This is a genomic window from Luteococcus sp. H91 (assembly GCF_038433135.1).
Lineage (GTDB): Bacteria > Actinomycetota > Actinomycetes > Propionibacteriales > Propionibacteriaceae > Luteococcus.
In genome coordinates this window covers 21,962-44,843 of sequence record NZ_JBCDMV010000013.1, presented here as the reverse complement: position 1 = coordinate 44,843, position 22,882 = coordinate 21,962, and the positions used below count along the sequence as shown (strand labels likewise).

The window sequence follows — 22,882 nt, the reverse complement described above, 5'->3', positions numbered from 1 at the left end:
CACCGTCGTCACAAGCGCGGATCCACCGGCTCCGACTCCATCGCCAGCACCGCGAAGACCGGCTCGTGCACCCGCCACAGCGGCTCGCCACGCACCAGACGGTGCAACGATTCCAGCCCCAGCGCGTACTCCCGCTGCGCCAGCGAGCGCTTCTTGCCCAGGTTGCGGCTCTTCAGCCGGGTGAGGTTGCGTTCCACCGTGTAGTCCGGACCGTAGATGATCCGCAGGTACTCCCGCCCGCGGACCTTGAGGCCGGGCTGCATCAGCGCGCCCTTCGTCGTGCGGCTCAGGTTGGCCAGCGGCTTGACCACCATTCCCTCGCCGCCCGCGCCGGTCAGCTGCTCCCACCAGGCCACTCCCTCGGCCACCGAGGCGGGATCCTCGACGTCCACCTCCAGCCGTCGGGTGCGACGGATCAGCTCCGGATCCGCCTCCGCCAGCCGGTCCGCGACGGCCAGATGCCAGCGATGGTCGCGGGTCTCGAAGGTGGCGCCTGCCGCCGCCAGTACCTGGAAGGGCGCCAGCTGCACCCCGTCCAGACCCCGAGTTGGCCAGGCATAACGGCGCCAGGCCTGGTCATAGGCGTGGGCATTGGCCAGGCTCTGCCGGGCGGTGGCCAGTTCCTCGGCCAGCTCCAGCCCGCGTCCGCCGCCAGCCTCCAGCGCCGCTACCTCGGCGGTCAACGACAACTTCGCGGCCGCGGCGACTGCGGCATACTGCTCCCGCAGCATTCCCTCCGACTTCAACGACCACGGCAACAGCTCGGCATCCAGCAGCAGCCAGTTGCTGCCCAGCTCCTCGAAGAGCCCGGCGGCGGTGGCGGCCCGGCGCAGTCGCCCGGTGAACTCGGCCTGCAACTTGGGCGGCAGGAAGGCCCGGCCGGTGCGGGTGTGCACAACGTCGCCGTCGTCGTGCAGGCGCACCACGGCCCGAGAGCCCATGTGCTTCTCCTGGCAGACCACCCGTCCGGCGCCCCACTCGCGGAACTGGCTGAAGGCCTCATCCGGGTGTTCCAGGTAGTCAGCTCGCTTGGACGTGGCCACCGGCGACATCGTCGGCGGCAGATAGGCCAGCTGCGACGGGTGCAGCGCGAAGCGGCTCATCACCTCCAGCGCACCGGCGGCATTCTCCGCCGGGACGGCGACGCGGCCCAGCAGCTCGGTCTCCACATTCCGCAGCCCCAGCACGTCGTCCAGCCGGAGCTGGTCGGGCGCGCGTTCGGCCGTCGCGAATGGTTTCACCGGTTGGTAGTGAACCGCGTGCGCGGCCACCTGCACCGTCTCCCGTTCCGGATAGCGCAGCGCGGAGAGCTGCCCGCCGAAGACCACACCGGTGTCCAGACAGAGCGTGTTGTTCACCCATTCCAACCGCGGCGTGGGGGTGTGGCCGTAGACCACCATCGCCTGGCCGCGGTATTCGTCGGCCCACGGGTAGCGCACGGGCAGGCCGAACTCGTCGGTCTCGCCGGTGGTGTCACCGTAGAGCGCGAAGGAGCGCACCCGGCCCGAGGCCCGCCCGTGGTAGGCCTCCTTCAGCCCGGCATGCGCCACCACCAGCTTCCCGTCGTCCAACACCAGGTGGGAGACCAGCGCGTAGCACCACTCCCGCACGGCGGCCCGGAAACTGGCCGGCTGGGCGTCCAGCTCCGCCAGGGTGGTCTCCAAACCGTGACTGACCTGCACCTTTGCCCCGTCCAGGGCTCGGACCAGCTTGGCCTCGTGATTGCCGGGCACCGCCAGCGCGTGGCTGGCGGCGGTCATTCCCATGGCGAGCCGCAGCACGTCGACCGTGCCGGGGCCGCGATCCACCAGGTCACCGACGAAGACCACAGTGCGGCCGTCGGGATGTTCCGCGTCCACCGCGTGACCGTCGTGGTCGCGGGTGATCCGGTAGCCCAGGGTCTCCAGCAGCTCCACCAGCTCGTCGAGGCAGCCGTGTACGTCACCGATGATGTCGAAGGGGCCGTGCAGGTGCTTGTGGTTGTTCAGCAGCGGATCGCGAACAATCCGGGCCTGCTCGATCTCCTCGGCGGAGCCGAGCACGGTGATGTGCCGGAACCCCTCGCGCTGCAGGCCCTTGAGGGACTTGGCCAGTTGTGCGGCCTGTCGACGCACCGGCCCCTCGCCGAAGGCACGATCCGGCCGGTGGGTGTTGCGTTCGATCGCCACCCGCGGATCGACGTCCAGTACGATCGCGACCGGCAGCACGTCCTGCTCCTTGGCCACCCGCACCAATTCCTTGCGGGCCTGGGGCGACGTGTTGGTGGCGTCCACCACGGTCAGCAGGCCGCGCTCCAGCCGCTTGCCGACAATGTGGTGCAGGATCTCGAAGGCGTCGGCGGAGGCGGACTGGTCATTCTCATCGCCGCTGACCAGGCCGCGGCAGAAGTCGGAGCTGACCGCCTCGAAGGGTGCGAACTTCTCCCGAGCGAAGGTGGACTTGCCGGCGCCGGAGACCCCGATCAGGGCCACCAGACAGAGTTCCGGGACGTGGACGTCAGCCATGGGAGGCCTCCTCGGTGCGGGTGAAGACGGCCAGTTGGGTGGGTGGGCCGAGCTCGGGGTCGTCGTCGCCGATACCGCCGAGCGTCACTTGGTAGCCGTAGGTCTGGGCGATGCGCGTGGTCCAGCTGGCGAACTGTTCCCGGGTCCATTCGAAGCGGTGGTCCGGGTGGCGCAGCTGGCCCGGCGCCAGCCCGTAGCGGGCATTGTGCTCGCCATTGGGCGTGGTCACGATCACCTGGCCGGGCTTCGCGGCGCCGAAGATGTTGGCCTCCAGCGACGGGTGCCGATCCTCGTCGACGTGCTCCAGCACCTCCACCAGCAGGATCGCGTCGAAGCCGGTCAGGGCGTCGTCCCGGTAGGTCACCGACGACTGCCGCAGGGTCAGCTTGCCGCGCACCGTGTCGCTCAGCCGGTCCAGGTTCAGCTTGCGTTCGGCCCGTTCCAGCTCACGGGCCGAGACATCCAGTCCCATCACCCGGGTGAACTGCGGGTCGGGCAGCAGGTGGCGCAGGAAGGCACCCTCGCCGCAGCCGACGTCGGCGACGCTGCGCGCACCGCTGCGATGCAGCGCGGCCAGCACCGCTTCCAGGCGCAGTTTGCGCAGCGGATGGCGCGCTTCGGGTTCGTTGTCCGTGGCCTCGGCTTCGGTGATCTCCGCCTCGGCGGCGTCAGCCTCGAGGGAATCCACTTCGGCGGGGAGCCGGTCGTCGAGTTCCTCCAGCCGGGTCAGGGCGTCGTCCACCAGACCGCGATGCGCGCCCAGATAGCGGCCAGTGATGAACGCGCGTTGCGGATGGCCGGGCAGCCAGTCGCCGCCGCGACGCATCAGCTTGTCCACCTCGTCGGTACTGATCCAGTAGTGCTTGCCCCGGTCCAGCACCGGCAGCAGGACGTAGAGGTGGCTGAGCGCGTCGGCCAGCCGCAGAGTGCCGGTGAGGGTGACGTCCAGATAGGGCGACGGACCCCAGCCGAAGCCGGCATCCTGCTCCAGCAGGGGAGTGCTGCGGGTCTCCACCCGCCAGCCCAGCGGCCCGAACAGGCTGGTGACCAGCTCATTCGCGTCCTGCCCCTCGTCGGGGCGGACGGCCATCGCCGGCAGGTGCACGGTCAGCGGCAGCGGGCTGGCGGCCAGTTCCGGGCGGGCATCGCAGCGGCCGTTGAGGGCGGTGGTGAAGACCTTGCCGATCGCCAGCGCCAGCATCGAACCGGCCGCGTAGGGCCGGTCGTTGACGTACTGGCCCAGGGTGCCGGGCTGCGCCTTGATGCCGCGCTGCTTGACCAGCGCGATCGGGTCGACGGTGACGCCCAGCGCCACGGTGCACCGGTCGTCGCTGGCCTCGGGGTAGTAGACCGTCGCGGTGCCGACGCTGAGGCTGCTGCGCTGCACCCGGTCCGGATGCTTGTGCAGCAGGAAGCCCAGGTCGGACGCCGAGGGCGCGGTGGAGGTCAGGGTGAGCAGCATTCCACCAGTCTGGCACTGGGGCGGGCCGCAGTGGTGCCGCTAGCGTTGGGCTCCATGAGTCTCGAGCGACCGGTTGACGTGGTGGGGGTTGGCGCCGACGGCTGGGATGGCCTGCCCGATCGGTTGCGACGGCTGGTGCTCGACGCCGACGTGCTGCTGGGCGGCGCCCGCCACCTGGCGATGATCCCGGGGGCCTCGACAGGCTCGGCCGCCGCGGCTGGGTCGCTGTCCACGGCCCCCGAGAAGAACCCAACCACGGTCCCCGAGCCTGTCGAGGGGTCCCCGCGCCCAACTCGCCTGCCGTGGCCCTCCCCCCTACGGGAGAAGCTGCCCGCGCTGCTGGATTCCCTGCCGGCCGATGCGGCGGTGGTGGTGCTGGCCTCCGGTGATCCGCTGGTCAGCGGGATCGGCACGACGCTGATCGGGATGCTGGGCGCCGAGCGGGTCCGGATCCACCCCGCCGCCTCCTCCGTCGCCCTGGCCCGGGCGGAGTTGCGCTGGAGCGCCGAGAGCTGCGCCGTGGTGAGCGTCGTCGGCCGCGACGTCAGCCTGATCAACCGGGAGCTGGCGCCGGGGCGACGGGTGATCGTGCTCAGCTCCGACGAGCACACCCCCGCGCAGATTGCGGAGTTGCTGGTGGCGGCGGGCTACGGCGCCAGCATCCTGCATGTGCTGGGCAATCTGGGTGCCCCCGACCAGACCCACCGGACCGGCCGGGCGGCCGGTTGGCAAGGGGATTCGCCGCGGCTGAACATCGTCGGGCTGGAACTCGACGGGCCGCTGCGGGCCGGCTGGACTGCCGGTGCCCCCGACAACCTGTTTGCCCCGTTGACCCCGCTGCCGCGGGATGAGCGGGCCGTGATCCTGGCCCGGCTGGCCCCGGTTCCCGGCGAACACCTGTGGACAGATGACGCGTCGGTGGCCATCGAGTGGTTGCGCTGCCACCCGTCGTGCACCGCCACCTGCCTCACCGCCGAGCCCGACGATGCGATGGCCGCCGCACGCAACCTGGGAGTCCCCGGTCTGGTCTGCGTCGCACCGGAGGCGGGCCACACCACCCTGACCAGGCCCGATGCGGTCTTCTGGGCCCACGGCGCGTCCCACATTCCCGCCACGGCCCGGACCGTGGGCTGATCAGTCAGGGGACTGCAGGGTTGTCCCCAGAGTCCCTCAGACCTATGCTGTATACATGTCTACAGCAGTCGTGAGCATCCGAGTCGATGCCGATGTGAAGAGCCGCCTGGACGCCCTCAGCGCGTCCACCGGACGACCTGCTGCCTACTATGTCCGCGAGGCGCTGCTCGAACACCTCGACGAACTCGAGTACGCCTACCAGCTGCGCAGCGAGGCCGAGGCCATCCGTCGTGGGGAGCTGGAGACCATCTCCAGTGACGATCTGGCCGCCGAACTCTTCTCATGAGCTGGAAGATCGAATACGCCCCACGTGCCGCAAATGCCATGCGGAAGCTCGACAAAGCGGTGGCTCGACGGGTCTTCGATGGCGTCGAGCGGCTGGCCGCACTCGACGACCCCACGGGGCCGTGCAAGGCCCTGACCGGACCGATGTCCGGGCTCTGGCGGCTCCGCGTCGGCGACTATCGGGTGGTCCTGGACATCAGGCGTGGTGAAGTCGTCATCGTCGCGCTGGACGTGGGCCACCGGTCCACCGTCTACGACGACTGACTTGGCGTCCAAGGCGTGGTCAGCCCTGGCTGATCTTGCACCCACTGGCGCGGAGAATCGCGAGGCCCTTGGTCTGGTTCATCCCCGCGTGGATCGAGCGGTCTTCCGCGGGGCTGGTCAGGCGACCTTGGCCATGTAGCGCTGGCGCACGGCCTCGCCGGACGTTCCGACGAAGGTCCCGATCGCATTCCACGACATGCCAGCCTGCCGTGCAGTCCGGACTGCCTCGAGCACGTGCCGCTCGGCAGCCGACTGCTCGGCCACGGCGGCGCGTAGGGCATTGACTGCAGTCAGGTCGAGCTCGTCTGCCTCCGCGGGTTCGTAGTTCTCGAAGCGCGCGGCCAGCTGGTCGGCGTGGGCCAGGATCTCCTCGACGGTTCGGGGCATCGTCATCACCTCAGGAACTTCTCGCGGGCCCGCATCGCGTGGACGATCACGATGGCTGTCGAGCCCTGGATGTAGCCGACCTCGAGGATGATCGCAGCATGGTTCGCGCCTACGATCATGGTGAACCCGTCGCCGAGGTCCCAGGCGCGGATCGGGTTGCGGTAGGCGTGGAGGATCTCCTCTTCAGCCAGACCGTGCTTGAGTGCCGACGCGGCGATGATCGGCTCGTCCATGACGACAAGGTACCTTGCGATGGTGGCGGGGGCAAGGTGCACATCGCCGCCGCCCTCGCTGTCCTGCTGGGCGGCTGATGCCCTCGTCGGCGGCCAGCTGAGCAAGGACCTGCTCGTCCTTGGGGTTCAGTCGAAGTGTCATCGCCATGCGCTTGCTCTGTCGTGTCGCTGGGTGACTGTGGATAGCGCTTCGGCGAGGTCGCATAAACGCTAGGCCCTGAGCTGTTGCATCAAGGAGTTCGGTGGTGGTGGCGACGCGGATCGTGCACGGGCAGTGGCTTCTTCGTCCTGAGCCGTGGTGCATGCCCGTCGGGGATCGGTGCCGCGATGACACATCCATTCTAGTGTCCAGAGTCGGACGCGGATCGCAGATCTCGTCCGGCGCCAAGTCCCCTTGTCACCGTGAGTTTCACCGTGACACTCTCGCCGCATGCCAACTCGTCCCGCCACCACCCAGGACCATCTGGACACCATCCCGTGGCTGCGCGCCGACGATCCGGCGTCGGGCAGACGCGTCGTGGTTGAGGAAGACCGCACGGGACGGATCGTCGGCGCGGCCCTCCGCATGCCGAACCCGATCCACCCGCGGCTCGACTACCTCGACCTCGCTGTCGTCGGTGACGCGTCCGTTGACCTCGTCCACGCCGTCGCCCAGATCGGTGAGCATCCTGCCCTCCTGCGCGCCATCCCCGGTTCCCGCACCCATGAACTCGCACTAGCGGCCGGTGCGACGGTCTTCGAACGTGTCCCGGCAGCCTGCATCGATCCTGCCGATCCCCAGGTCATCCAATGGGCCATCAGTCATCAGGGCGACACGCGCTCCGGGACGGGTTTCAGCACCGATCAGCTCACTGACCTGTGGATCGACTTCTACGTGAGGGCACATCAGCACTTCGGCGTCACCAGCGATCGCAGCCTCGTGAGGTCACAACTCAGGGGCTTTGTCAGCCGCGCCGTCGACCCCACCTTGACACGGATCGTGGAGACCGGCGGGCGGCCGGTCGCGATCGCCTTCGCGTTCAGGGAAGGGCCAAGTCTCATGGCCCTGGTCGACTCCCTCCAGCCCGACCATCCCGACGCCCGCCACCACGTGGAAGTCGCCCTGGCAGCGCTGCTCCAAGGCCTTCCGCCCGAGCCCATCGAGCTCGACGGACACGAGTCCGGCCAGCACTACCCCGCCGTGCTCGCCACCATCCCCAACGTGACAGCCGGCCCCCTGACCCCGATGGAACTGCTCAAGATCAGCCAGTCCATGGAAGCCGGGTGACACAACCTCTCGGATCGGGCGCTGCGATCCGAGCTGTTTCCCCGAGGTCTTTCGTTGCACCAGTTCCAGTGCCGAGTTCACCCTCGCCAGCTCGAGGATCCCGGGGTGCATACTCCAACTCATGACTTCCCGAACTGCCCACACGCGAGACGAGGTGCTGGCCTTCTGGCACCCGCGGGATCTCACAGACGGTCTCTCGCTCCAGCCCCTCCAAGAACGCCATGCCGAGCGCTTTGTGGAACTCGTCGGGCGCAATCAAGCCGAGATCGGCGCTTGGGCGAACTGGGTGTGGTCCCCCTTCGGGGCCGACGAGGCGGTTACCGAGATCCAGCGGCTTGCTCCAGGAGAGCACGGCCCCTGGAGCCTTCCCTTTGCCATCGAACGAGACAACACGATGATCGGCTTCGCACACATCTTCGCCATCCGCTTCGTGCTCTCCATCGCCGACATCGGTTACTGGATCGACCACGACGAGGCAGGACGGGGCATCACCACCACAGCCGTTCGCTCCCTGTGCAGCCTGGCATTCGACGAGATGGGAATCCATCGCGTGGAACTTCGCTGCTCACCCGACAACCACGGCTCCATGGGCATCGCCCGAAAAGCGGGCTTCACCATTGAAGGGCTTCACCGCGACGCGTGGCGCGTCAAGGACCAGCCACAGTCCCTCGTGATGCACTCACGCTTGGCAACTGACCCTTCTTCTGCCGCTGCGCGCCCGCCGACAAGCTGGTGATTGTCCTTCCACGCCCCTCGGGGGCGCCATCAACAGTGCGCCTCCACAGGCCGCCCAGACGCTCACAGCTGACGGAGATACACCACCAGCGGCATCGCGTGGAACCCGAGACGCTCGTACAGCTGACGCGCCGGTGCATGGAAATCGTCACCGCCAGTGCCGAGTTCGACGAAACGCCTGCCGTCTGCGCGCATGTCGTCCATGGCCCGGTTCATCAGCGACTCAGCCAGCCCTCGCCGTCGGGCATCGACGGCCACGGCCAGGATCTCGACATGCGCGTGATCGGGGCGACTGTCGGGCCGCCAGATGACATAGCCAAGCAGCTGACCGTCCTCAACCGCGACCACGGCGCGGCCGGGGCCATCGGGCGGCAGCAATTGCGGCAGCTGACGCTGGTAATCCTCACGCCAGTGGCCGTGCTGGTGACCGACCAGCTCAGCTCCATGATCCATGTAGGCCGGGAAGCTCTGCTCGTAGAAGGGTTGGAAGGTCTCACACGTCAGGATCAGGAGTTGGGCGTAGTCGCTGGGCTGGTAGTCGCGAATGTTCATGGGTGGTCCTTCTCGCTGTGATGGGACGAGGATCACCGCGGCGTCGGCCACGGTGGGAATGGGGCACCTCGTCGTTCAGCGAGTGCGCGTGTGCGCGAAAGACTGCATGCCACCAATCCTCGCCGCAGGCCTTGGCCCTCGCAACAGATTTGTCGGGCCGATCAGTTGTCGCCGTCAGGTGATCGTCCGCCACGCTCCGATCTGGCGCACGAACTGATCCACAAGAACTCCGACGGTGGTGCTCAGTATGCGTCTCAGCTCGCTGCGCGACGGGAGCTTCGAGTCGTCGCCCCAGGCCAACAGCAACCCCAGATCGTCTGCCACGTCGGAATGGACCTCGGCCCAGCGCGCCGCGGCGGTGGCGCGATCTGTGGTCCAGCGGGAATCGTGGACACTGGCCATGCTGCTCACGGCAAACAACGACTTTCGTCCCACCCTGCGAGCCAGGCCGTGCACCGCCGGGATGTCGTCGGGATTCAGCGCCTCCAACGCGTCCGTCCAGCGAGTCGCCAGTGCTGGGAAGTCACCATTGAACCCGCGCGCAGCAGCGACGTCGCCCGGGAACCGTGGCAGACAATCCGCCAGATCCGGGCCCGCGAGCCACGCGCAGTAGTGCTTGAGGAAGACCCGGTTCCCATACCCGGCGTCGCCATCAGCCAGGTCGGCAGGCGTCCAAGCCCCGATCGCAACGCCCCGAGTGCGGGCGGCATAGCGGGCAGACAGCTCCCTGCCCAGCATCGTCGCCTCTCCCGGATCCATGCCCAGGGTCACGACATCGACGTCGGACTCGCCCAGCCGCGCTTGCCCCGTCGCGACGGAGCCATACACGTACACCGACACGCCGTCATCCACGGCGGCGATCACATCGTCAACGATCGGCCAGAAGTCGCATGGGATCCTGTCCCGGGCCACCCCGGTCACGATGAACCCCCGCGAATCCAGCCCCTCCTGGGGATCCCTCATTGCCAAGTACTCCTTGCCATCGGTGATCGAGAACAACCTCTGGGACCACCCCAGGTCACAGATGAGATCATTGAATGCTGTGGCGTGCGCTTGTGCCCTGACATGCCGCAGATGGTCAGTGACGGGTGGCGAGGAAGACCATGAGCGGCTCACCGTGGCCACCGTGGAATGGGTGTTGGTGCCAATCGCGATAGGTGGCATCCACAACTAGACCGGCAGCGGTCAGGTCCTCGACGATCTGGCCGTGGGTGCGAAACTGCAGCTCTTGGTCAACGTCGAGAACCGTCTGGTCGTCGACGAACTCGTTGTGGCAGTGCATCACGACCACCCCGTCCTCATCGGGTGGGACGGTGACCAGGGATTCTCGCAGTCGCCCCACCGTGGTCCCTCTCTCGGTGAGTCCCTCGTTCCACTGCTCCCACGCTCGAGCCTCGGGATTGCGGCTCTTGAAGACCAGGATTCCTCCGGGCCGCAGACCGTGTGCGATGCGTTCCAAGGTGGTTGGCCACTGGTCGCGAAGGATGTGCATGGCGACGTTGCCGCTCATGACCACCATGTCGGCACTGGCCGGCGCGATCTGCTCACCGGTGCCGAGTATCCAGGTGATCTTGTCGCCACGGGGACGGTTCCTGGCGTGGTCCAGCATGGCCCGGGAAGGGTCGATCCCGGTGACTGTCCGGCCGGGGCCAGCCAGAGTGACCGTGAGGATGCCGGTTCCGCAGCCGAGATCGATGATGTCGGCGGCTTGGTGCTCGTCAGCCACCCTGCGGAAGAAGTCATGGTCGGGGCCGTCGGGGTTGTCGATGTCGTGGATGGCCGCCAGACGCGGATCGTCGTAGCCCATGATTCTCCCTAGTGATCGAAGACAGTCATACTCGCTGAGAGACGAGCCCGGCGCCAGCCCATTTCCTCCGCTGCCCCGCATCCTGTGCTGCTGCGGTCGGGTGTGGTGAGGCGTTTGCCAGATTGACCTGCATGAGCAGCTGGGATGGAGTGTCACCGGCCTACCGCGACTCGTTTGCATTGCTGTGCGCCGGTACACGACGATCACCGCCGAAGCGCTGGACGCCAATCAGGCCTCTGTGCGGATCCTCCAGCGACTTGGCATGCGCGAAGCCGGACGCGGACACGACGGCGAGTATCTGGGCCAGCCCACCTTCTATCGCGAGTTCCGCACGACCTGCCCGGCATACTGAACTGCCACCCTGGACCGAGTCCGGCCCGATGCCAGGCGGCGCGTGCCTCTTCCCATCAAGCAATTGTCGACTATAATCGACACATGATCGAGGTCCTCACGACACAGGAATTCGATCGCTGGCTGCGCAGGCTCAAGGACCGGCAAGGCCGGCTTCGGATCCTGTCCCGACTGGACCGCCTCGCAGCGGGGAACTTCGGTGATGTGAAACCGGTGGGTGGCGGGGTCATGGAGCTTCGTCTGGCCTTCGGGCCTGGATATCGCGTCTACCTCACCCGGCGCGGGAAACAACTGGTGCTGCTGCTGTGTGGTGGCGACAAGTCCAGCCAGGCCGACGACATCATCAGGGCGCGCCAGTTGGCGGCCGAGTGGAACCAGGAGGAGGGCAATGATGAGTGAGACCTACCAGCGCTTCGACGCCGCGAACTACCTCGACGGCCTCGACGACGTCGCCGGCTACCTGCAGATCGCACTGGAGGAATCCGGTGACGACCCAACGGCCGTGCCCCGTGCCCTCGGTGTGATCGCCCGTTCGGGGAACATGAGCGAGCTCGCCCGTCGCGTGGGCATGAGCCGCGATGGCCTGTACAAGGCGCTGTCCGACCAGGGCAATCCCACATGGTCCACCGTGCTGAAGGTCAGCGAGGCGCTGGGCCTGAAGCTGTCCTTTCAGGCAGTCGCCTGAAACCTTGGCATGGCTAGCCTGCGCCGCCAGGACGACGACGGTGACCTGCACCGGATCAATACGTGGCCAGCGACAGTTGCTGATCTGGTGGCTCAATCCCGACGACGAGGACCCTGACCTTCTTGACGCTGGATGGAATCCCACATCCACGCCAGATCCCGCCTCCGCTGGTTTGCGCGACAAACTGCATTCTGAGTGGTGCCCAGTGCCTTCATGGCACCGGTTCGGAATCAGAGTGTGGTTTGTGGCACAGAGATGCGACGCGCTGACAGCCCCGCAGCCGGTGCCCGTCCTCAGCCCTGTTGGCGGGCCTTGCGCTCCCGGTGTGAGTCGTAGAGGAAGCTCTCGCCGCCCGGCTCGGGGTCCAGGGCCCGGCCGACCAGGATCAGCGCGGCCTGCCGCAGGCCGGCGGTCTCCACCTGATCCCCGATGGTGCCGATCGTGCCGCGCAGCACCAGCTCGTCGGGCTGGCTGGCGCGGTAGACCACGACGACGGGGCAATCGGCGCCCAACCGCTCTTCCAGCTCGGCCATCAGCTCCCGGGTGCGACGAATGGCCAGGTGCAGCGCCAGGGTCGCGCCGGTGGCGGCGAAGGCCTGCAGGCTCTCGCCGTCGGGCATCTTGGTGGAGCGGGCCTGGGTCCGGGTGATCACCAGCGACTGCGCCAGCAGCGGCACCGTCAGTTCCCGGCCGATCCGCGCAGCCGCCGCGGCATAGGCGGGCACGCCGGGGGTGACATCCCACGGCACGCCGGCCCCATCCAGTCTTCGGCTCTGTTCCGACAAGGCGGAATAGACGCTCAGATCGCCCGACGCCAGCCGCACCACCTCCTTGCCCGCCCGGTGCGCGGACACCAACTCCGCGGTGATCTGGTCAAGATCAAGATCCTGGGTGTCGACGAGTTTCGCCCCTGGCCCGACCAGGGCCAGTAGCTCCGGATCCAGGTAGGTGCCGGGGTAGAGCACCACGTCGGCCGCCGCCAGCAGGCGGGTGGCGCGGACGGTGAGCAGATCGGCGGCGCCCGGGCCCGCCCCGACGAAGTGGACGGTCATCGGGCCTCCCCACCAGACTCCACGAAGCGCGGGGTCCACACTCCCGCCGGGCTGACCCGCGTCGACGAGGCGCCAACGATCACCAGGCACAACATGTCGATGGACTCGGGGTCCAGCTCACCCAGCGTCGTGACGGTCACGGACTCGTCGGCGCGGCCGACGTCGCGGCCAACCACCACCACCGTCTCAGGGGAGCGGTGCTCCAGCAGCACCGCCTGCGCCTGCCCGAACTGCTCGGTGCGGCTGCGCGAGCGCGGGTTGTACAGCGCCAGCACCAGATCCGCCTGGGCGATGTGCCGCAGCCGATCCTCCACCACCGACCAGGGCTTGAGCCGGTCGGAGAGACTCATCACCGAGAAGTCGGCACCGATTGGCGCCCCGGCCGCCGCCGCGACGGCCTGCACCGCGCTCAGCCCGGGCAGCACCCGGACGGGCACCGAGGCGAAGCGCGGGTCCTCCGCGGCCTCGAAGACCGCGGCCGCCATCCCGAAGATCCCCGCGTCGCCACCGGAGACCACCGCCACCCGCTCGCCGGCAAGGGCCAGCTCCAGGGCGTGCCGGGCGCGATCCACCTCGACGGTGTTGCCGGTGGCGTGCCGCATCAGCCCGGGGCGCTGCGGCACGCGGTTCACATACGGGCCGTAACCGATCACGTGACTGACCTCGGCCAGCGCCTCGCTGACCTCGGGGGTGAGCCAGCGGTCCGGCCCGGGACCCAGCCCGACGACGACCAGCTCGGCCGGTTTCACGTGGAACTGCTCCGAGGGGGTATTCGCGCCAGTCCGCAGGGTGTCGCCGGGCACCACGATCAGGCTGAAGTAGGGCACCGATGCCTCATCCACCTCGGCGACCGGCAGCCAGCGTTCCTCCGGCATGGAGGCCCGCTCCACGTAGAGCGCCCCGTCCAGCCGTCCCGCGGCGTGCAGCGCGCGGCGCACGGCGGGGAAGGTGCGGCCGAGCTTCATGATGATTGCACCCTGGGTGTCGGCCAGGCGTCGGGCCAGCTCGGGCTCGGGCAGGGTGCCGGGCAGGATGGTCAGCACATCCTCGTGCCGCACCAGCGGGCTGCCCAATGTCGACGTGCTGGCCAGGAAGGACGGCACCCCGGGCACCACCTCGGTGGGGAAACGCTCGGCCAGTCGGTCGTGCATGTACATGTAGGAGCCGTAGAGCATCGGGTCGCCCTCACTGAGCAACACCACGTCCCGGCCGGCCGTCAGGTGCGCGGCCAGCCTGGCGGAAGCGGACTCATAGAAGTCGGCCATCGCGCCGGCATAGCCCCCGGGGTGATCCACGGAACCCGTGGTCACCGGGTATTCCAGCACCTCCTCCAGCACCCCGTCGGGGAAGAGCTCCGCGGCAATCCGGCGGGCATTCGACGGCTTGCCGGGCGCGCAGTGGTAGGCGATCACGTCCGCGGCGCCGATCAACCGGGCGGCCTTGCGGGTGATCAGCTCCGGGTCGCCCGGACCGACGCCGACGCCGTGGAAGCGGCCGAGGCTCATTCCTGCTCCTGCGCAATCGCGTTCAGCGCCGACGAGGTCATGGCCGAGCCGCCGCGGCGGCCGTGGACGGTGACGAAAGGGATGTCGATGCCGTGGTCGACGGCAAGATTCGCCAACGCCTGCTTGGATTCGGCGGCGCCGATGAAGCCCACGGGGCAGCCGATGATCGCCGCCGGGCGTGGTGCCCCGTCCAGGATCAGCTCCAGCAGGTGGAACAGGGCGGTCGGGGCATTGCCTACTGCCACGACGGCGCCCTCCAGCATCGGCTCCCAGAGGCTGACCGCTGCGGCGGTCCGGGTGGTCCCGAACTCCTTGGCAAGGGCGGGAACTCGCGGGTCGTTCAACAGGCAGACGACGTCATTGTCCTGCGGCAGTCGACTGCGGGTGACGCCGGTGGCCACCATCGTCGCGTCGCACAGGATCGGCTTGCCGGCCTGCAGCGCGTCCCGGGCGGCAGCCATCAGCCGCGGATGCACCTGCAGGTCCGTGGTGAGGTCCACCTGGCCGGAGCCGTGGATCATCCGGACGGCCAGCTTCTCCGCGTCGGCGGGAATCCGGGAGAGGTCTGCTTCCCGGCGGATGGTGGCAAAGGAGTCGACGTAGATCTCCTGGCCGGTACGGATGTACTCATAGCGGCTGGCGGGCCGGCGGGGTGCGCTCACGGGCTTCCTCAGTTCTGGGTGCGGGCAGGGACGATGATGCCGTACCACGGGGTGACGACGAAGTTCTCGGCGCGGGCGAGCAGTTGCTCGGCCAGCGCACGGTCGATTCCGGCCTCGCCCACCTCGACGTGCTCCCCGCCGGTCACCGGCCCGAAGGGCAAGGCCCCGGTCGGCTCGGGCAGCCGCGGATCCGGCTCGGTCAAGGCGAACAGCTCCCCGTCGTGTTCGCGGATGTGCCACGGGGCATCGGGGCCCGCCCCGACTCGCTCCACGAACTCTTCGGCGAGCACCGCCAGCCGGGCGGCGGCCAGCGGCAGGGGCAGCAGCTCGCCCCAGCCGTCGCCGATCCGCAGCTGCACCGTGTCGGCATCCAGTGCCACCAGTCCCAGGTCGCAGGCATGATCCAGCATGTCACCCCGGCCATCGTCCAGCACGAAGAGGAATTTGCCGGGCAGTCGGGCGAGCGTCGGGCTGGCGACGATCAGCCCGTCCAGCTCCGTGGCCACCGGCCGGAGGTCAGCCCGGCCACCACCCAAGCCGGTCAGCGGGGAGACCATGATGTTGCGCACCAGGTCATGGCTGGGGTGCTCCACCAGCCCGGTGGCGCGGATCGCCTCCAGCGCGCCGGAGGCCACCTGGTGCTCCTTGCCGGGTTCGGGGCTGGCCGGGAAGGCGCGTAGCTGCAGGTTGGCCCGATTGGTCAGCCGCACCCGGCCGTCGCCGAAGCGCTCCGCCGCGTCCACCAGCCCGCGCAGGGCCTCGCCGCTGAGCCGGCCGCCCACCAGCCGCAGCCGCAGCAGCAGGCCGTCGGCGGCAGGCCAGGGGCGCAGCACACCCGGGCAACGGTCACGGCGGTCACGAACACTCACGAGCAAACTCCTGCTGGGGCCGGAAACACGACGTCGCGACCCTAGTGGCGCACCACTGTCCAGGGAAAGCCGCCGTCGGTCAGGGCAGCTGCCCAGGGCCGCCGCCACATCGGGAAGCCAGGACCAAGATCACGTCAATAGATGCACTACCTACGCTCCCGGCTTCCACTTGTGGCAGCCGGCCGGGCCTAACTCCCGGCCAGGAAGCTCTTGATGATTGGCGCGGCATCCTTGGAGCCGGATTCGCCGTCGTTCACCAGCGCGGCCACCGCATACTGCCCATTCCAGGCGATCATCCAGGCGTGGGTCTTGGGTGGCTTGGTGGTGCCGTATTCGGCGGTGCCGGTCTTGGCTCCGGTCGCGACACCCTTCAGCGCGGCTCCGGAACCGCTGGTGACCACGGCCTTCATCATGGTCTGCAACTGCGTCGCCTCGGCGGCGGTCAGGGGCGTGCCCTTCTGGGTGGGCTTCTTGCTGGCCACCAGCCACGGCACGACGGTTTTGCCCGACGCCACCGACGCCACAACCCCGGCCATCGCCATCGGGGAGGCCTCCACCTGCCCCTGGCCGATCATGTCCGCGGCCTTGGTCACCGGATCCTTCGGCGTCGGAACCGAGCCGAAGAAGGAGGGGAAGCCGGCGTCGTGGTCCACTCCGACGCCCAGGCTCGCAGCCGCTGAGGCAAGGTCCCCGTCGCCCAGCCTGGCGTGCTGACTGAGGAAGGCGGTGTTGCAGGAATTGGCCAGCGCATCGGTGAGGGTGATGGTGCCGATCTTGCCCGCCGGGAAGTCGTCGTAGTTCTCGAAATTGCGGCCGTTGACAGTGACGGTCTTGGTGCAGGGCACGGTGCTGGTGGGCGTCAGCCCCTTGCGCAGCAGGGCCAGCGCGCTGACCACCTTGAAGGTGGAGCCCGGCGGGTACTGGGCGAAGGTGGCATTGGGGCTGGCGCCGCCGGCCGTCGAGGTGGCCGCGGCCAGCAGGTCTCCGCTGCCCACCTTCACCACGGCCAGGGAGGCGATCCCCTTCTGTGAGGCCAGGGCCTCCTCGGCGCGAGTCTGCAGATTCCTGTCCAGGCTGATCGCCACCGGCGTGCCCGGCTTGGCGGGGCTGGCGAACAATTCCTTGACCATCCCGGTGCTGGCATCGGGTGATTCGGGGCTGGGTGATGCGCCGGTCTCCGGCGAGGCGGACGGCGTCGGAGAGGCCGACGGGGCGCTGCGCTGCACCAACTCCACCCTGTGCCCGATGGTGCCGCGCAATTGTGCGTCGTAACGCTTCTGCAAACCGCTCTGGCCGACGTGGTCTCCCGCCAGGACATCGCCCTTGCCGGCCGCCACCTGCTCGTTGGTGGCCTGCCCGGAGGTGCCCAACAGACCGACGGCGAAGCTGCTGCTGGGGCCCAGCGGCAGCTCCACCGGCTGGGCGAGGACCCCCTTGATCTTGGTCGCCGCGGCGGGCACCTGACCCTCGCGCAGCGTGATCGCGGGCACGAAGGCCCGGGCACCGGCCGCCTTGACCTGCTTGGTGTAGGTGGCAGCGTTGATCTTGAGCAGGGTGGCCAGTTGGGTGGCGACGGCCTGTTGCTGGGCCGCGGGCAGATTTGCCTTGTCCACTCCCACCCGGTACGCGACGGCGGTCTCCACCAGCGCCTGCCCGTCGGCGCCGGTGATCGCGGCCCGCGCCGGGATCTCGCGCCGGTGCCGCAGCCGGGTCTGGGAGGTGAGCTCCGACTGCACGATGCTGGGTTGCCAGTCCAGTTTCCACTGGCCGTAGAGGTACTTCAGTTGAGCGGTGGTTTGCCACTTCCACGTCTGCTCGCCCAGCGGAAGGGAGTGTTCCAGGGGCACCGAGGCCGTCTGGGCCTTGTCGTCGTAGGTGATCTGACCGGGGGTGACGCTCGGCTTGAGGCCGTCCATCCCCACCATCAGGGTCTCCAGTTCGGTCTGTGCCTGGGCGGCGGTGCCGGTCATCGGTAGCTTGCTCACGTCGCCCTTGACCAGGGCCGAGGTCAGTTGCTTGACCGCGGCGTCGGCTGCGGGGGCGCCGTCGGGCGGGGTGGTGTCCGGCTCGCTCGACTGGCTGCCGGTGCAGGCGCTGGTGGCGAGCACTACCAGCATCGTGAGGGGAGCCAGGCCACGGGGGATGGATGGCTTCATCTGGGGGCATCCTTTCGGGGGACTTTCCCCGATGCTAGTCATCTGGTGAAAAGGTGCGGGGCTGGCGCTCCGGAATAAAGCGAGCCGGCCAGGGCTTGAGATTGATGAAACTTCAACCATCTGGTTGATTCCTGGGAGGGACATCATGCAGTTCGGCATCTTCAGCGTCAGCGACATCACCACCGACCCCACCACCGGCCGCACCCCCACCGAGGCCGAGCGGATCAAGAACATCGTCACCATTGCCAAGCATGCCGAGGCCGTCGGGCTGGACGTCTTCGCGCTGGGCGAGCACCACAACCCGCCCTTCTTCAGCTCGTCGCCCACCACGACGCTGGCCTACCTGGCCGCGCAGACCAGCACCCTGCAGCTCTCCACCGCCACCACCCTGATCACCACCAATGACCCGGTGAAGATCGCCGAGGACTTCGCGATGCTGCAACACCTGGCCGACGGCCGGGTGGACCTGATGCTGGGCCGGGGCAATACGGGCCCGGTCTATCCCTGGTTCGGCAAGGACATTCGCGACGGGATCAACCTGGCCCTGGAGAACTACAACCTGCTGCACCGGCTGTGGCGGGAGGACGTCGTCGACTGGCAGGGCAGGTTCCGCACCCCGCTGCAGGGCTTCACCAGCACCCCGCGCCCGCTCGATGAGATCCCGCCCTTCGTCTGGCACGGCTCCATCCGCAGCCCGGAGATCGCGGAGCAGGCGGCGTACTACGGCGACGGCTTCTTCCACAACAACATCTTCTGGACGATGGACCACACCCGGCAGATGGTGAACCTCTACCGGCAGCGCTTCGAGCACTACGGCCACGGCCGGGCAGACCAGGCGATCGTCGGGCTGGGTGGGCAGTTCTTCATGCGCAAGAGCTCGCAGGATGCGGTCAACGAATTCCGGCCGTACTTCGACAATGCGCCGGTCTACGGCCACGGGCCCAGTCTGGAGGAGTTCACCGCGCAGACCCCGCTGACCGTCGGTTCCCCGCAGCAGGTGCTGGAACGTACCTTGACCTTCAAGGATCATGTCGGGCACTACCAGCGTCAGCTCTTCCTGATCGACCACGCCGGCCTGCCGCTGAAGACCGTGCTGGAGCAACTCGACCTGCTGGGCGAGATCCTGCCCGCGCTGCGGGCCGGCTTCGACGAGGGTCGCCCGGCCGACATTGCGGAGGCGCCCACCCACGCCAGCCTGCGCGGTGAGATGGACCTGGCCGACGACCTGTCCCAGGCGCTGACCGACGGCGGGTCGGTGGCGGCCAAGGACGTCTGGACCGGAACCAGCGACCGGGTCGAGTTGACCCAGCGCGGCTGACCCCTATGCCAACGGCCCCCGGTTTCGCGTCCTGTCCCGTGATCAGGTGACAATTCGGTGCCCGGTTCTGAAGGACAGTTGTCGTGAACCCCTCTCAACGTGTCATTGGCACGCCAATGTCTTAGTCTGTGAAGAGACGATGGGCGGGGGCTCGCGTCATCAGCGCCGGGTTGGGGAACCCGGTCAACTCTCGGGGGAATTTCACATGCGGGGATCCGCTTTCATTCGTAACACCAGCTTGGTCATCGTCGCGCTCGTCGCGCTGCTGCTGCTGGCCGCCACGGCAACTCACTCGGCACTCTGGGCCGCTCTGCTGGTGCTGCCCTTTGCCACCATGGCCTGGCTGGAGTCCAGCGTGCGACGCAATCCGCTGGAGCAGGCGGCGCCGCTCGCCCCGGCGCCGACCATCGAGCCGGCTGACAATGCCGCGGTCTTCGACCTGGCGGCCTTCCGCGCCAGCCGCGGGCCGCGATCCGCGCCGCCGGAAGATGACGGGGAGCAGAACTCCCCCGTGATCTTCGTCGACTTCCGCCGCAACGACGTGCCGCTGCGCGCCCACGCCTGACCTTCTGCGCGCGTGGGTTCAGTGCTCGCCCAGCCGCATCCAGGCGTCGGTGCGCGCCCGCACCGTGAGGGTGGCCACTCGAGCCAGCAGGTAGCCGCCGTAGGCCACCCATAGCCAGACCACTCCGGCGCTGCGCTGATCCACCAGCCAGGCCAATGGCAGGTAGCACAGCGAGGCCACCATGCCGGCGAAGGCCAGGTAGCGCGCATCACCCGCACCGATCAACACCCCGTCCAGGACGAACGCGATCCCGGCGATCGGGGTGATCAGGGCCAGCACCAGCAACAGCCGCATCAGGAGCGCCTGCACCTGGGCATCCGGCGTGAAGACGGGGGCCAGCAGCCCCCGGGCCAGCACCAGCAGCACCGCGAAGACCGCTCCGCCTCCGGCTCCCCACCAGCACAACTTGGCCGTGATCGAGCGCACCTTGTCGGCATCGCCGGCGCCCAGCTCATGCCCGACCATCGCCTGGGCGGCGATCGCCAGGGCATCCAGCGCCAGGCACAGGAAGCTCCAGATGGAATTGGTCACCTGGTGCCCGGCCAGCCCGATCTGCCCGGTCTGGGCGGCGACCCCGACGGTGACGGCCAGCGCCGCCTGCAGCCACACGCTGCGCAGCACCAACCAGCTGCCGCCCCGGGCTGCCGCCAGCACCCCGGAGAAACGCACCGCGATCGGGGTGCCGGCGGCCCGCGCGCCACGCAACACCACCCAGGCCAGCACAGAGGCCCCGACGGCCTGGGAGAGAACCGTGCCGAGGGCAGACCCGCGGATCCCCATCCCGAGCCCGTACATGAACAGCGCATTCAACGCGATGTTCGCCAGATTCATGCTGACCGCGACGTAGAGCGGGGTTCGGGTGTCCTTCAACCCGCGCAGCACCCCGGTGGAGGCCAGCATCAGCAGCAGCATCGGCAGCCCCCAGCCGGCGATCTCCAGGTAGGCGACGGCCTGGCTCTGCACGTCGGCGGGTGCGCCGTACCAGCCCGTGACGGTGGGCGCGCCGATGTGCAGGCCCAACGCCAGGGTCAGGCCGAGCAGCACACCCAAGGCCATGCCGTCGATTCCCCCGGCCAACGCACGACGAGTGTCACCGGCCCCGATCCGGCGAGCCACCAGCGAGGTGGTGCCGTAGGCCAGGAAGACGCACAACCCGTTGATGATGCTCAGCACGCTGCTGGCCAGCCCCAGCCCGGCCAGCTGCCGGGTTCCCAGGTGGCCGACCATCGCCGAATCGGCCATGAGCAGCAGCGGCTCGCTGATCAGGGTTGCGAACGCAGGCACGGCCAGCGCGAGGATCTCGCGGCTGAGGCCGGTCTGGGGGGGTGCGCCGTAGGGCGTTGTGGGGCTGGGCACGCCCGCCACTCTAGGCGGACCGCAGGATCCACCGCCTCCAACCCCTGTCGAGCGATCACGGCAGGGGTTGGGCATCTTCCGAGAACCGACCTCAGGATTTCGGCCCGGGGCACCGCTTCCCGCGGGGGCGTGGCCACAGGCCGCCTCTTGGCAGATTCCAGAGGTCGATTCTCGGAATTGGACGATCGATCCACCCTGTGTCGAGGTCCCGGCCAGCGGTGAGGGCATCCGATGGTGTGGAATGTCTGGGTCCGCCCGCGTGTTGTCCGGAGCGGAGTCAACCGTGAGGGAGTCATGAAGGTCGTAGCGATCAGTGCCGGGCTCGGCGAGCCGTCCAGCAGCCATCTGTTGGCCGAGCGGTTGGCCGCGGTGGCGGCAGCCGATGAGGTGGAGCAGATCGAGCTGCGCCTGCTGGCCCATGACCTGGTGAATGCGTTGCTGACCCGGGTGCACTCCCCGGCCCTGCGCCAGGCCGTGGAGCATGTGGTGGCGGCCGACGGGCTGGTGGTGGTCAGCCCGGTCTTCAACGCGTCCTTCTCCGGGCTGTTCAAGATGTTCTTCGATGTGCTGCACGAGGGCGCCCTGTTGGACAAGCCCGTCCTGCTGGCCGCGACCGGCGGCACCGAGCGGCACTCCCTGGCGATCGACCAGGCGCTGCTGCCGCTGTTCTTCTACCTGAAGGCGGCCGTGGTGCCGACCGCGGTCTTTGCGGCGACGTCGGACTGGGGCGATGCGGACTCCGGGCTGCAAGCACGGATCACGAAGGCCGGTCGGGAACTGGCGGCCATGATGCGGTTGCGCACCGGCGAGTCGCTTCCCGAGGCGCTGCAGGACGAGGCTGCCGCCGCGCCGAGCGCGATCCCGGCCAGGAAGGCGCAGGGCGCGACGGTGGGGGACTTCACCCTGACCCGGAGCTTCGAGGAGATGTTCGACGCCATCTGAGCGGTCGGGTCAGAACTCGTCGGCGAGCAGTGGGGTGATGGCCATGCCGGCGATCAGGACGATGGCGATCATGGCGAGGATGATGCTGAGGCTGTGGATGATCATGTATCCACTGTCCTTGTCGGGTGCCTCAGCGCACATCATCCCGGAGGCTCGTCCGCGCTCATCCCCCCGGGTGAACTGGGGTGGGGGGCGGTATCGGGGTAACCCTGAGCGGCGTCGGCAAAGCGCTGGTGACACTGAACGGGCGGGGAGGAGTACCACCGGTCCGTTCAGTTGGTCAGGTCGAAGGCCTGCCCACGGCGGTGTTCCATGATCACGCAGGTCTCGGTATTGGCAATCGCCCGATCCCGGCTGAGGTCTTCCAGCACGAACTTGCGCAGCTCGGCCGGATCGGCCAACGCTGCCCAGACGACGAAGTCGCAGTGCCCACCCAGGAAAAGCACGTGCAGCACGGGTGTGAGTTCCGCGAGCCGGTCCGCCTCCTTCTCCAGTTCTTCCCGGGATCCGGAGTGGATCCGGATGAAGATCAGCGCCTGCAGTGGACGCCCGAGGGCGGCGGTGTCCACGTCGGCGTGAATGCCTGTGATCACTCCCGCCTCCCTCAGGGCTTGCACGCGTGCATGGCTGGTGGACTCGGCGGTTGAGGTGGCGGCTGCCAGGGCCGCATTGCTCATTCGCCCATTGGCCATCAGCAGCTGGAGGATCTGACGATCAGTGCCGTCCAGCTGCCGTGGCTGCTTTCCCCGTGGGCTTCCTTGCCCGGACCGAGAACCCGAAGTGGTCACTCC

24 protein-coding genes and 1 pseudogene are annotated in these 22,882 nt (G+C 68.4%); 10 read left to right on the top strand and 15 right to left on the bottom strand.

Features of this window, described 5'->3' with window-relative positions; translation table 11 throughout:
- Nucleotides 1-8: 8 nt before the first annotated feature.
- Nucleotides 9-2,504, bottom strand: coding sequence for a polynucleotide kinase-phosphatase (locus tag AAEX57_RS07705; RefSeq protein ID WP_342091762.1), 2,496 nt, complete (start codon nt 2,502-2,504; stop codon nt 9-11).
- Nucleotides 2,497-3,966 carry a 3' terminal RNA ribose 2'-O-methyltransferase Hen1 gene (locus AAEX57_RS07700; protein ID WP_342091761.1) on the bottom strand — a complete coding sequence of 490 codons (1,470 nt, stop codon included), beginning with the start codon at nt 3,964-3,966 and terminating at the stop codon, nt 2,497-2,499. The genes AAEX57_RS07705 and AAEX57_RS07700 overlap by 8 nt, the downstream gene beginning before the upstream one ends.
- 54 nt (nt 3,967-4,020) lie before the next feature.
- Between AAEX57_RS07700 and cbiE the strand changes: the two genes are divergently transcribed.
- The 3 genes from cbiE to AAEX57_RS07685 are packed head-to-tail and all read left to right on the top strand — an operon-like array spanning nt 4,021 to nt 5,649.
- Entirely contained in the window at nt 4,021-5,100 is a 1,080-nt protein-coding gene (gene cbiE / locus AAEX57_RS07695) for a precorrin-6y C5,15-methyltransferase (decarboxylating) subunit CbiE (protein WP_342091760.1), read from the top strand.
- A gap of 55 nt (nt 5,101-5,155) precedes the next feature.
- Nucleotides 5,156-5,386: a type II toxin-antitoxin system RelB family antitoxin gene (relB, locus tag AAEX57_RS07690; protein WP_342091759.1), complete on the top strand. Its 231-nt coding sequence runs from the start codon at nt 5,156-5,158 to the stop codon at nt 5,384-5,386.
- Nucleotides 5,383-5,649, top strand: a complete 267-nt coding sequence (locus tag AAEX57_RS07685) for a type II toxin-antitoxin system RelE family toxin (RefSeq protein ID WP_342091758.1) — start codon at nt 5,383-5,385, stop codon at nt 5,647-5,649. Before relB ends, AAEX57_RS07685 begins: the two co-directional genes overlap by 4 nt.
- Before the next feature lie 117 nt (nt 5,650-5,766).
- Here the strand turns inward: AAEX57_RS07685 and AAEX57_RS07680 are convergent, their stop codons facing one another.
- Nucleotides 5,767-6,036, bottom strand: a complete 270-nt coding sequence (locus tag AAEX57_RS07680; RefSeq protein WP_342091757.1) for a hypothetical protein — start codon at nt 6,034-6,036, stop codon at nt 5,767-5,769.
- Nucleotides 6,037-6,041: 5 nt separating this feature from the next.
- Nucleotides 6,042-6,269: a hypothetical protein gene (locus AAEX57_RS07675; RefSeq protein ID WP_342091756.1), complete on the bottom strand. Its 228-nt coding sequence runs from the start codon at nt 6,267-6,269 to the stop codon at nt 6,042-6,044.
- 517 nt (nt 6,270-6,786) lie between these two features.
- Here AAEX57_RS07675 and AAEX57_RS07670 point away from each other — a divergent pair.
- Together AAEX57_RS07670 and AAEX57_RS07665 are read left to right on the top strand one after the other, a co-directional pair.
- Nucleotides 6,787-7,536, top strand: coding sequence for a hypothetical protein (locus AAEX57_RS07670; protein WP_342091755.1), 750 nt, complete (start codon nt 6,787-6,789; stop codon nt 7,534-7,536).
- Nucleotides 7,537-7,657: 121 nt separating this feature from the next.
- The gene (locus AAEX57_RS07665; RefSeq protein ID WP_342091754.1) at nt 7,658-8,272 is read left to right on the top strand and encodes a GNAT family N-acetyltransferase; all 615 of its coding nucleotides are present in this window, start codon (nt 7,658-7,660) and stop codon (nt 8,270-8,272) included.
- A gap of 62 nt (nt 8,273-8,334) precedes the next feature.
- Here AAEX57_RS07665 and AAEX57_RS07660 read toward each other — a convergent pair whose 3' ends face one another.
- From AAEX57_RS07660 to AAEX57_RS07650, 3 genes are all read right to left on the bottom strand, one after another.
- Nucleotides 8,335-8,823: a GNAT family N-acetyltransferase gene (locus AAEX57_RS07660; RefSeq protein ID WP_342091753.1), complete on the bottom strand. Its 489-nt coding sequence runs from the start codon at nt 8,821-8,823 to the stop codon at nt 8,335-8,337.
- A gap of 174 nt (nt 8,824-8,997) precedes the next feature.
- Nucleotides 8,998-9,822: a nucleotidyltransferase domain-containing protein gene (locus AAEX57_RS07655; RefSeq protein ID WP_342097771.1), complete on the bottom strand. Its 825-nt coding sequence runs from the start codon at nt 9,820-9,822 to the stop codon at nt 8,998-9,000.
- 79 nt (nt 9,823-9,901) lie between these two features.
- Complete coding sequence (locus AAEX57_RS07650) at nt 9,902-10,630, bottom strand: class I SAM-dependent methyltransferase (RefSeq protein WP_342091751.1); 729 nt, start codon at nt 10,628-10,630, stop codon at nt 9,902-9,904.
- Nucleotides 10,631-11,065: 435 nt separating this feature from the next.
- Between AAEX57_RS07650 and AAEX57_RS07645 the strand changes: the two genes are divergently transcribed.
- A complete protein-coding gene (locus AAEX57_RS07645) occupies nt 11,066-11,380 on the top strand; it encodes a type II toxin-antitoxin system RelE/ParE family toxin (protein ID WP_342091750.1) in 315 nt (104 codons plus the stop codon).
- A complete protein-coding gene (locus AAEX57_RS07640; RefSeq protein ID WP_342091749.1) occupies nt 11,373-11,666 on the top strand; it encodes an addiction module antidote protein in 294 nt (97 codons plus the stop codon). The genes AAEX57_RS07645 and AAEX57_RS07640 overlap by 8 nt, the downstream gene beginning before the upstream one ends.
- A 293-nt stretch (nt 11,667-11,959) precedes the next feature.
- Here AAEX57_RS07640 and AAEX57_RS07635 read toward each other — a convergent pair whose 3' ends face one another.
- The 5 genes from AAEX57_RS07635 to AAEX57_RS07615 form a co-directional block, all read right to left on the bottom strand.
- Nucleotides 11,960-12,718, bottom strand: a complete 759-nt coding sequence (locus AAEX57_RS07635) for a cobalt-precorrin-4/precorrin-4 C(11)-methyltransferase (protein WP_342091748.1) — start codon at nt 12,716-12,718, stop codon at nt 11,960-11,962.
- Nucleotides 12,715-14,223 (bottom strand): precorrin-2 C(20)-methyltransferase, encoded by a 1,509-nt coding sequence (locus AAEX57_RS07630; RefSeq protein WP_342091747.1) that lies wholly within the window; start codon nt 14,221-14,223, stop codon nt 12,715-12,717. Before AAEX57_RS07630 ends, AAEX57_RS07635 begins: the two co-directional genes overlap by 4 nt.
- Complete coding sequence (locus AAEX57_RS07625; RefSeq protein WP_342091746.1) at nt 14,220-14,885, bottom strand: precorrin-8X methylmutase; 666 nt, start codon at nt 14,883-14,885, stop codon at nt 14,220-14,222. The genes AAEX57_RS07630 and AAEX57_RS07625 overlap by 4 nt, the downstream gene beginning before the upstream one ends.
- An 8-nt stretch (nt 14,886-14,893) precedes the next feature.
- Complete coding sequence (locus AAEX57_RS07620) at nt 14,894-15,754, bottom strand: nitrite reductase (protein ID WP_342091745.1); 861 nt, start codon at nt 15,752-15,754, stop codon at nt 14,894-14,896.
- Nucleotides 15,755-15,942: 188 nt separating this feature from the next.
- The gene (locus AAEX57_RS07615; protein ID WP_342091744.1) at nt 15,943-17,910 is read right to left on the bottom strand and encodes a penicillin-binding transpeptidase domain-containing protein; all 1,968 of its coding nucleotides are present in this window, start codon (nt 17,908-17,910) and stop codon (nt 15,943-15,945) included.
- A gap of 145 nt (nt 17,911-18,055) precedes the next feature.
- Here AAEX57_RS07615 and AAEX57_RS07610 point away from each other — a divergent pair, with 145 nt between their 5' ends.
- A complete protein-coding gene (locus AAEX57_RS07610; RefSeq protein WP_342091743.1) occupies nt 18,056-19,228 on the top strand; it encodes an LLM class flavin-dependent oxidoreductase in 1,173 nt (390 codons plus the stop codon).
- A 205-nt stretch (nt 19,229-19,433) separates the two neighbouring features.
- Nucleotides 19,434-19,793 (top strand): hypothetical protein, encoded by a 360-nt coding sequence (locus AAEX57_RS07605; RefSeq protein ID WP_342091742.1) that lies wholly within the window; start codon nt 19,434-19,436, stop codon nt 19,791-19,793.
- A gap of 18 nt (nt 19,794-19,811) precedes the next feature.
- Here AAEX57_RS07605 and AAEX57_RS07600 read toward each other — a convergent pair whose 3' ends face one another.
- On the bottom strand, nt 19,812-21,149 hold the full coding sequence (locus tag AAEX57_RS07600; RefSeq protein ID WP_342091741.1) for an MATE family efflux transporter: 1,338 nt from the start codon (nt 21,147-21,149) through the stop codon (nt 19,812-19,814).
- A 294-nt stretch (nt 21,150-21,443) separates the two neighbouring features.
- Here AAEX57_RS07600 and AAEX57_RS07595 point away from each other — a divergent pair, with 294 nt between their 5' ends.
- Complete coding sequence (locus tag AAEX57_RS07595) at nt 21,444-22,091, top strand: CE1759 family FMN reductase (protein WP_342091740.1); 648 nt, start codon at nt 21,444-21,446, stop codon at nt 22,089-22,091.
- A gap of 272 nt (nt 22,092-22,363) precedes the next feature.
- Here the strand turns inward: AAEX57_RS07595 and AAEX57_RS07590 are convergent, their stop codons facing one another.
- The gene (locus AAEX57_RS07590) at nt 22,364-22,684 is read right to left on the bottom strand and encodes an Lrp/AsnC family transcriptional regulator (RefSeq protein ID WP_342091739.1); all 321 of its coding nucleotides are present in this window, start codon (nt 22,682-22,684) and stop codon (nt 22,364-22,366) included.
- A gap of 3 nt (nt 22,685-22,687) precedes the next feature.
- Nucleotides 22,688-22,879, bottom strand: a pseudogene (locus AAEX57_RS16230) (AsnC family transcriptional regulator); the annotation flags it as partial.
- Between the last annotated feature and the right edge of the window lie 3 nt (nt 22,880-22,882).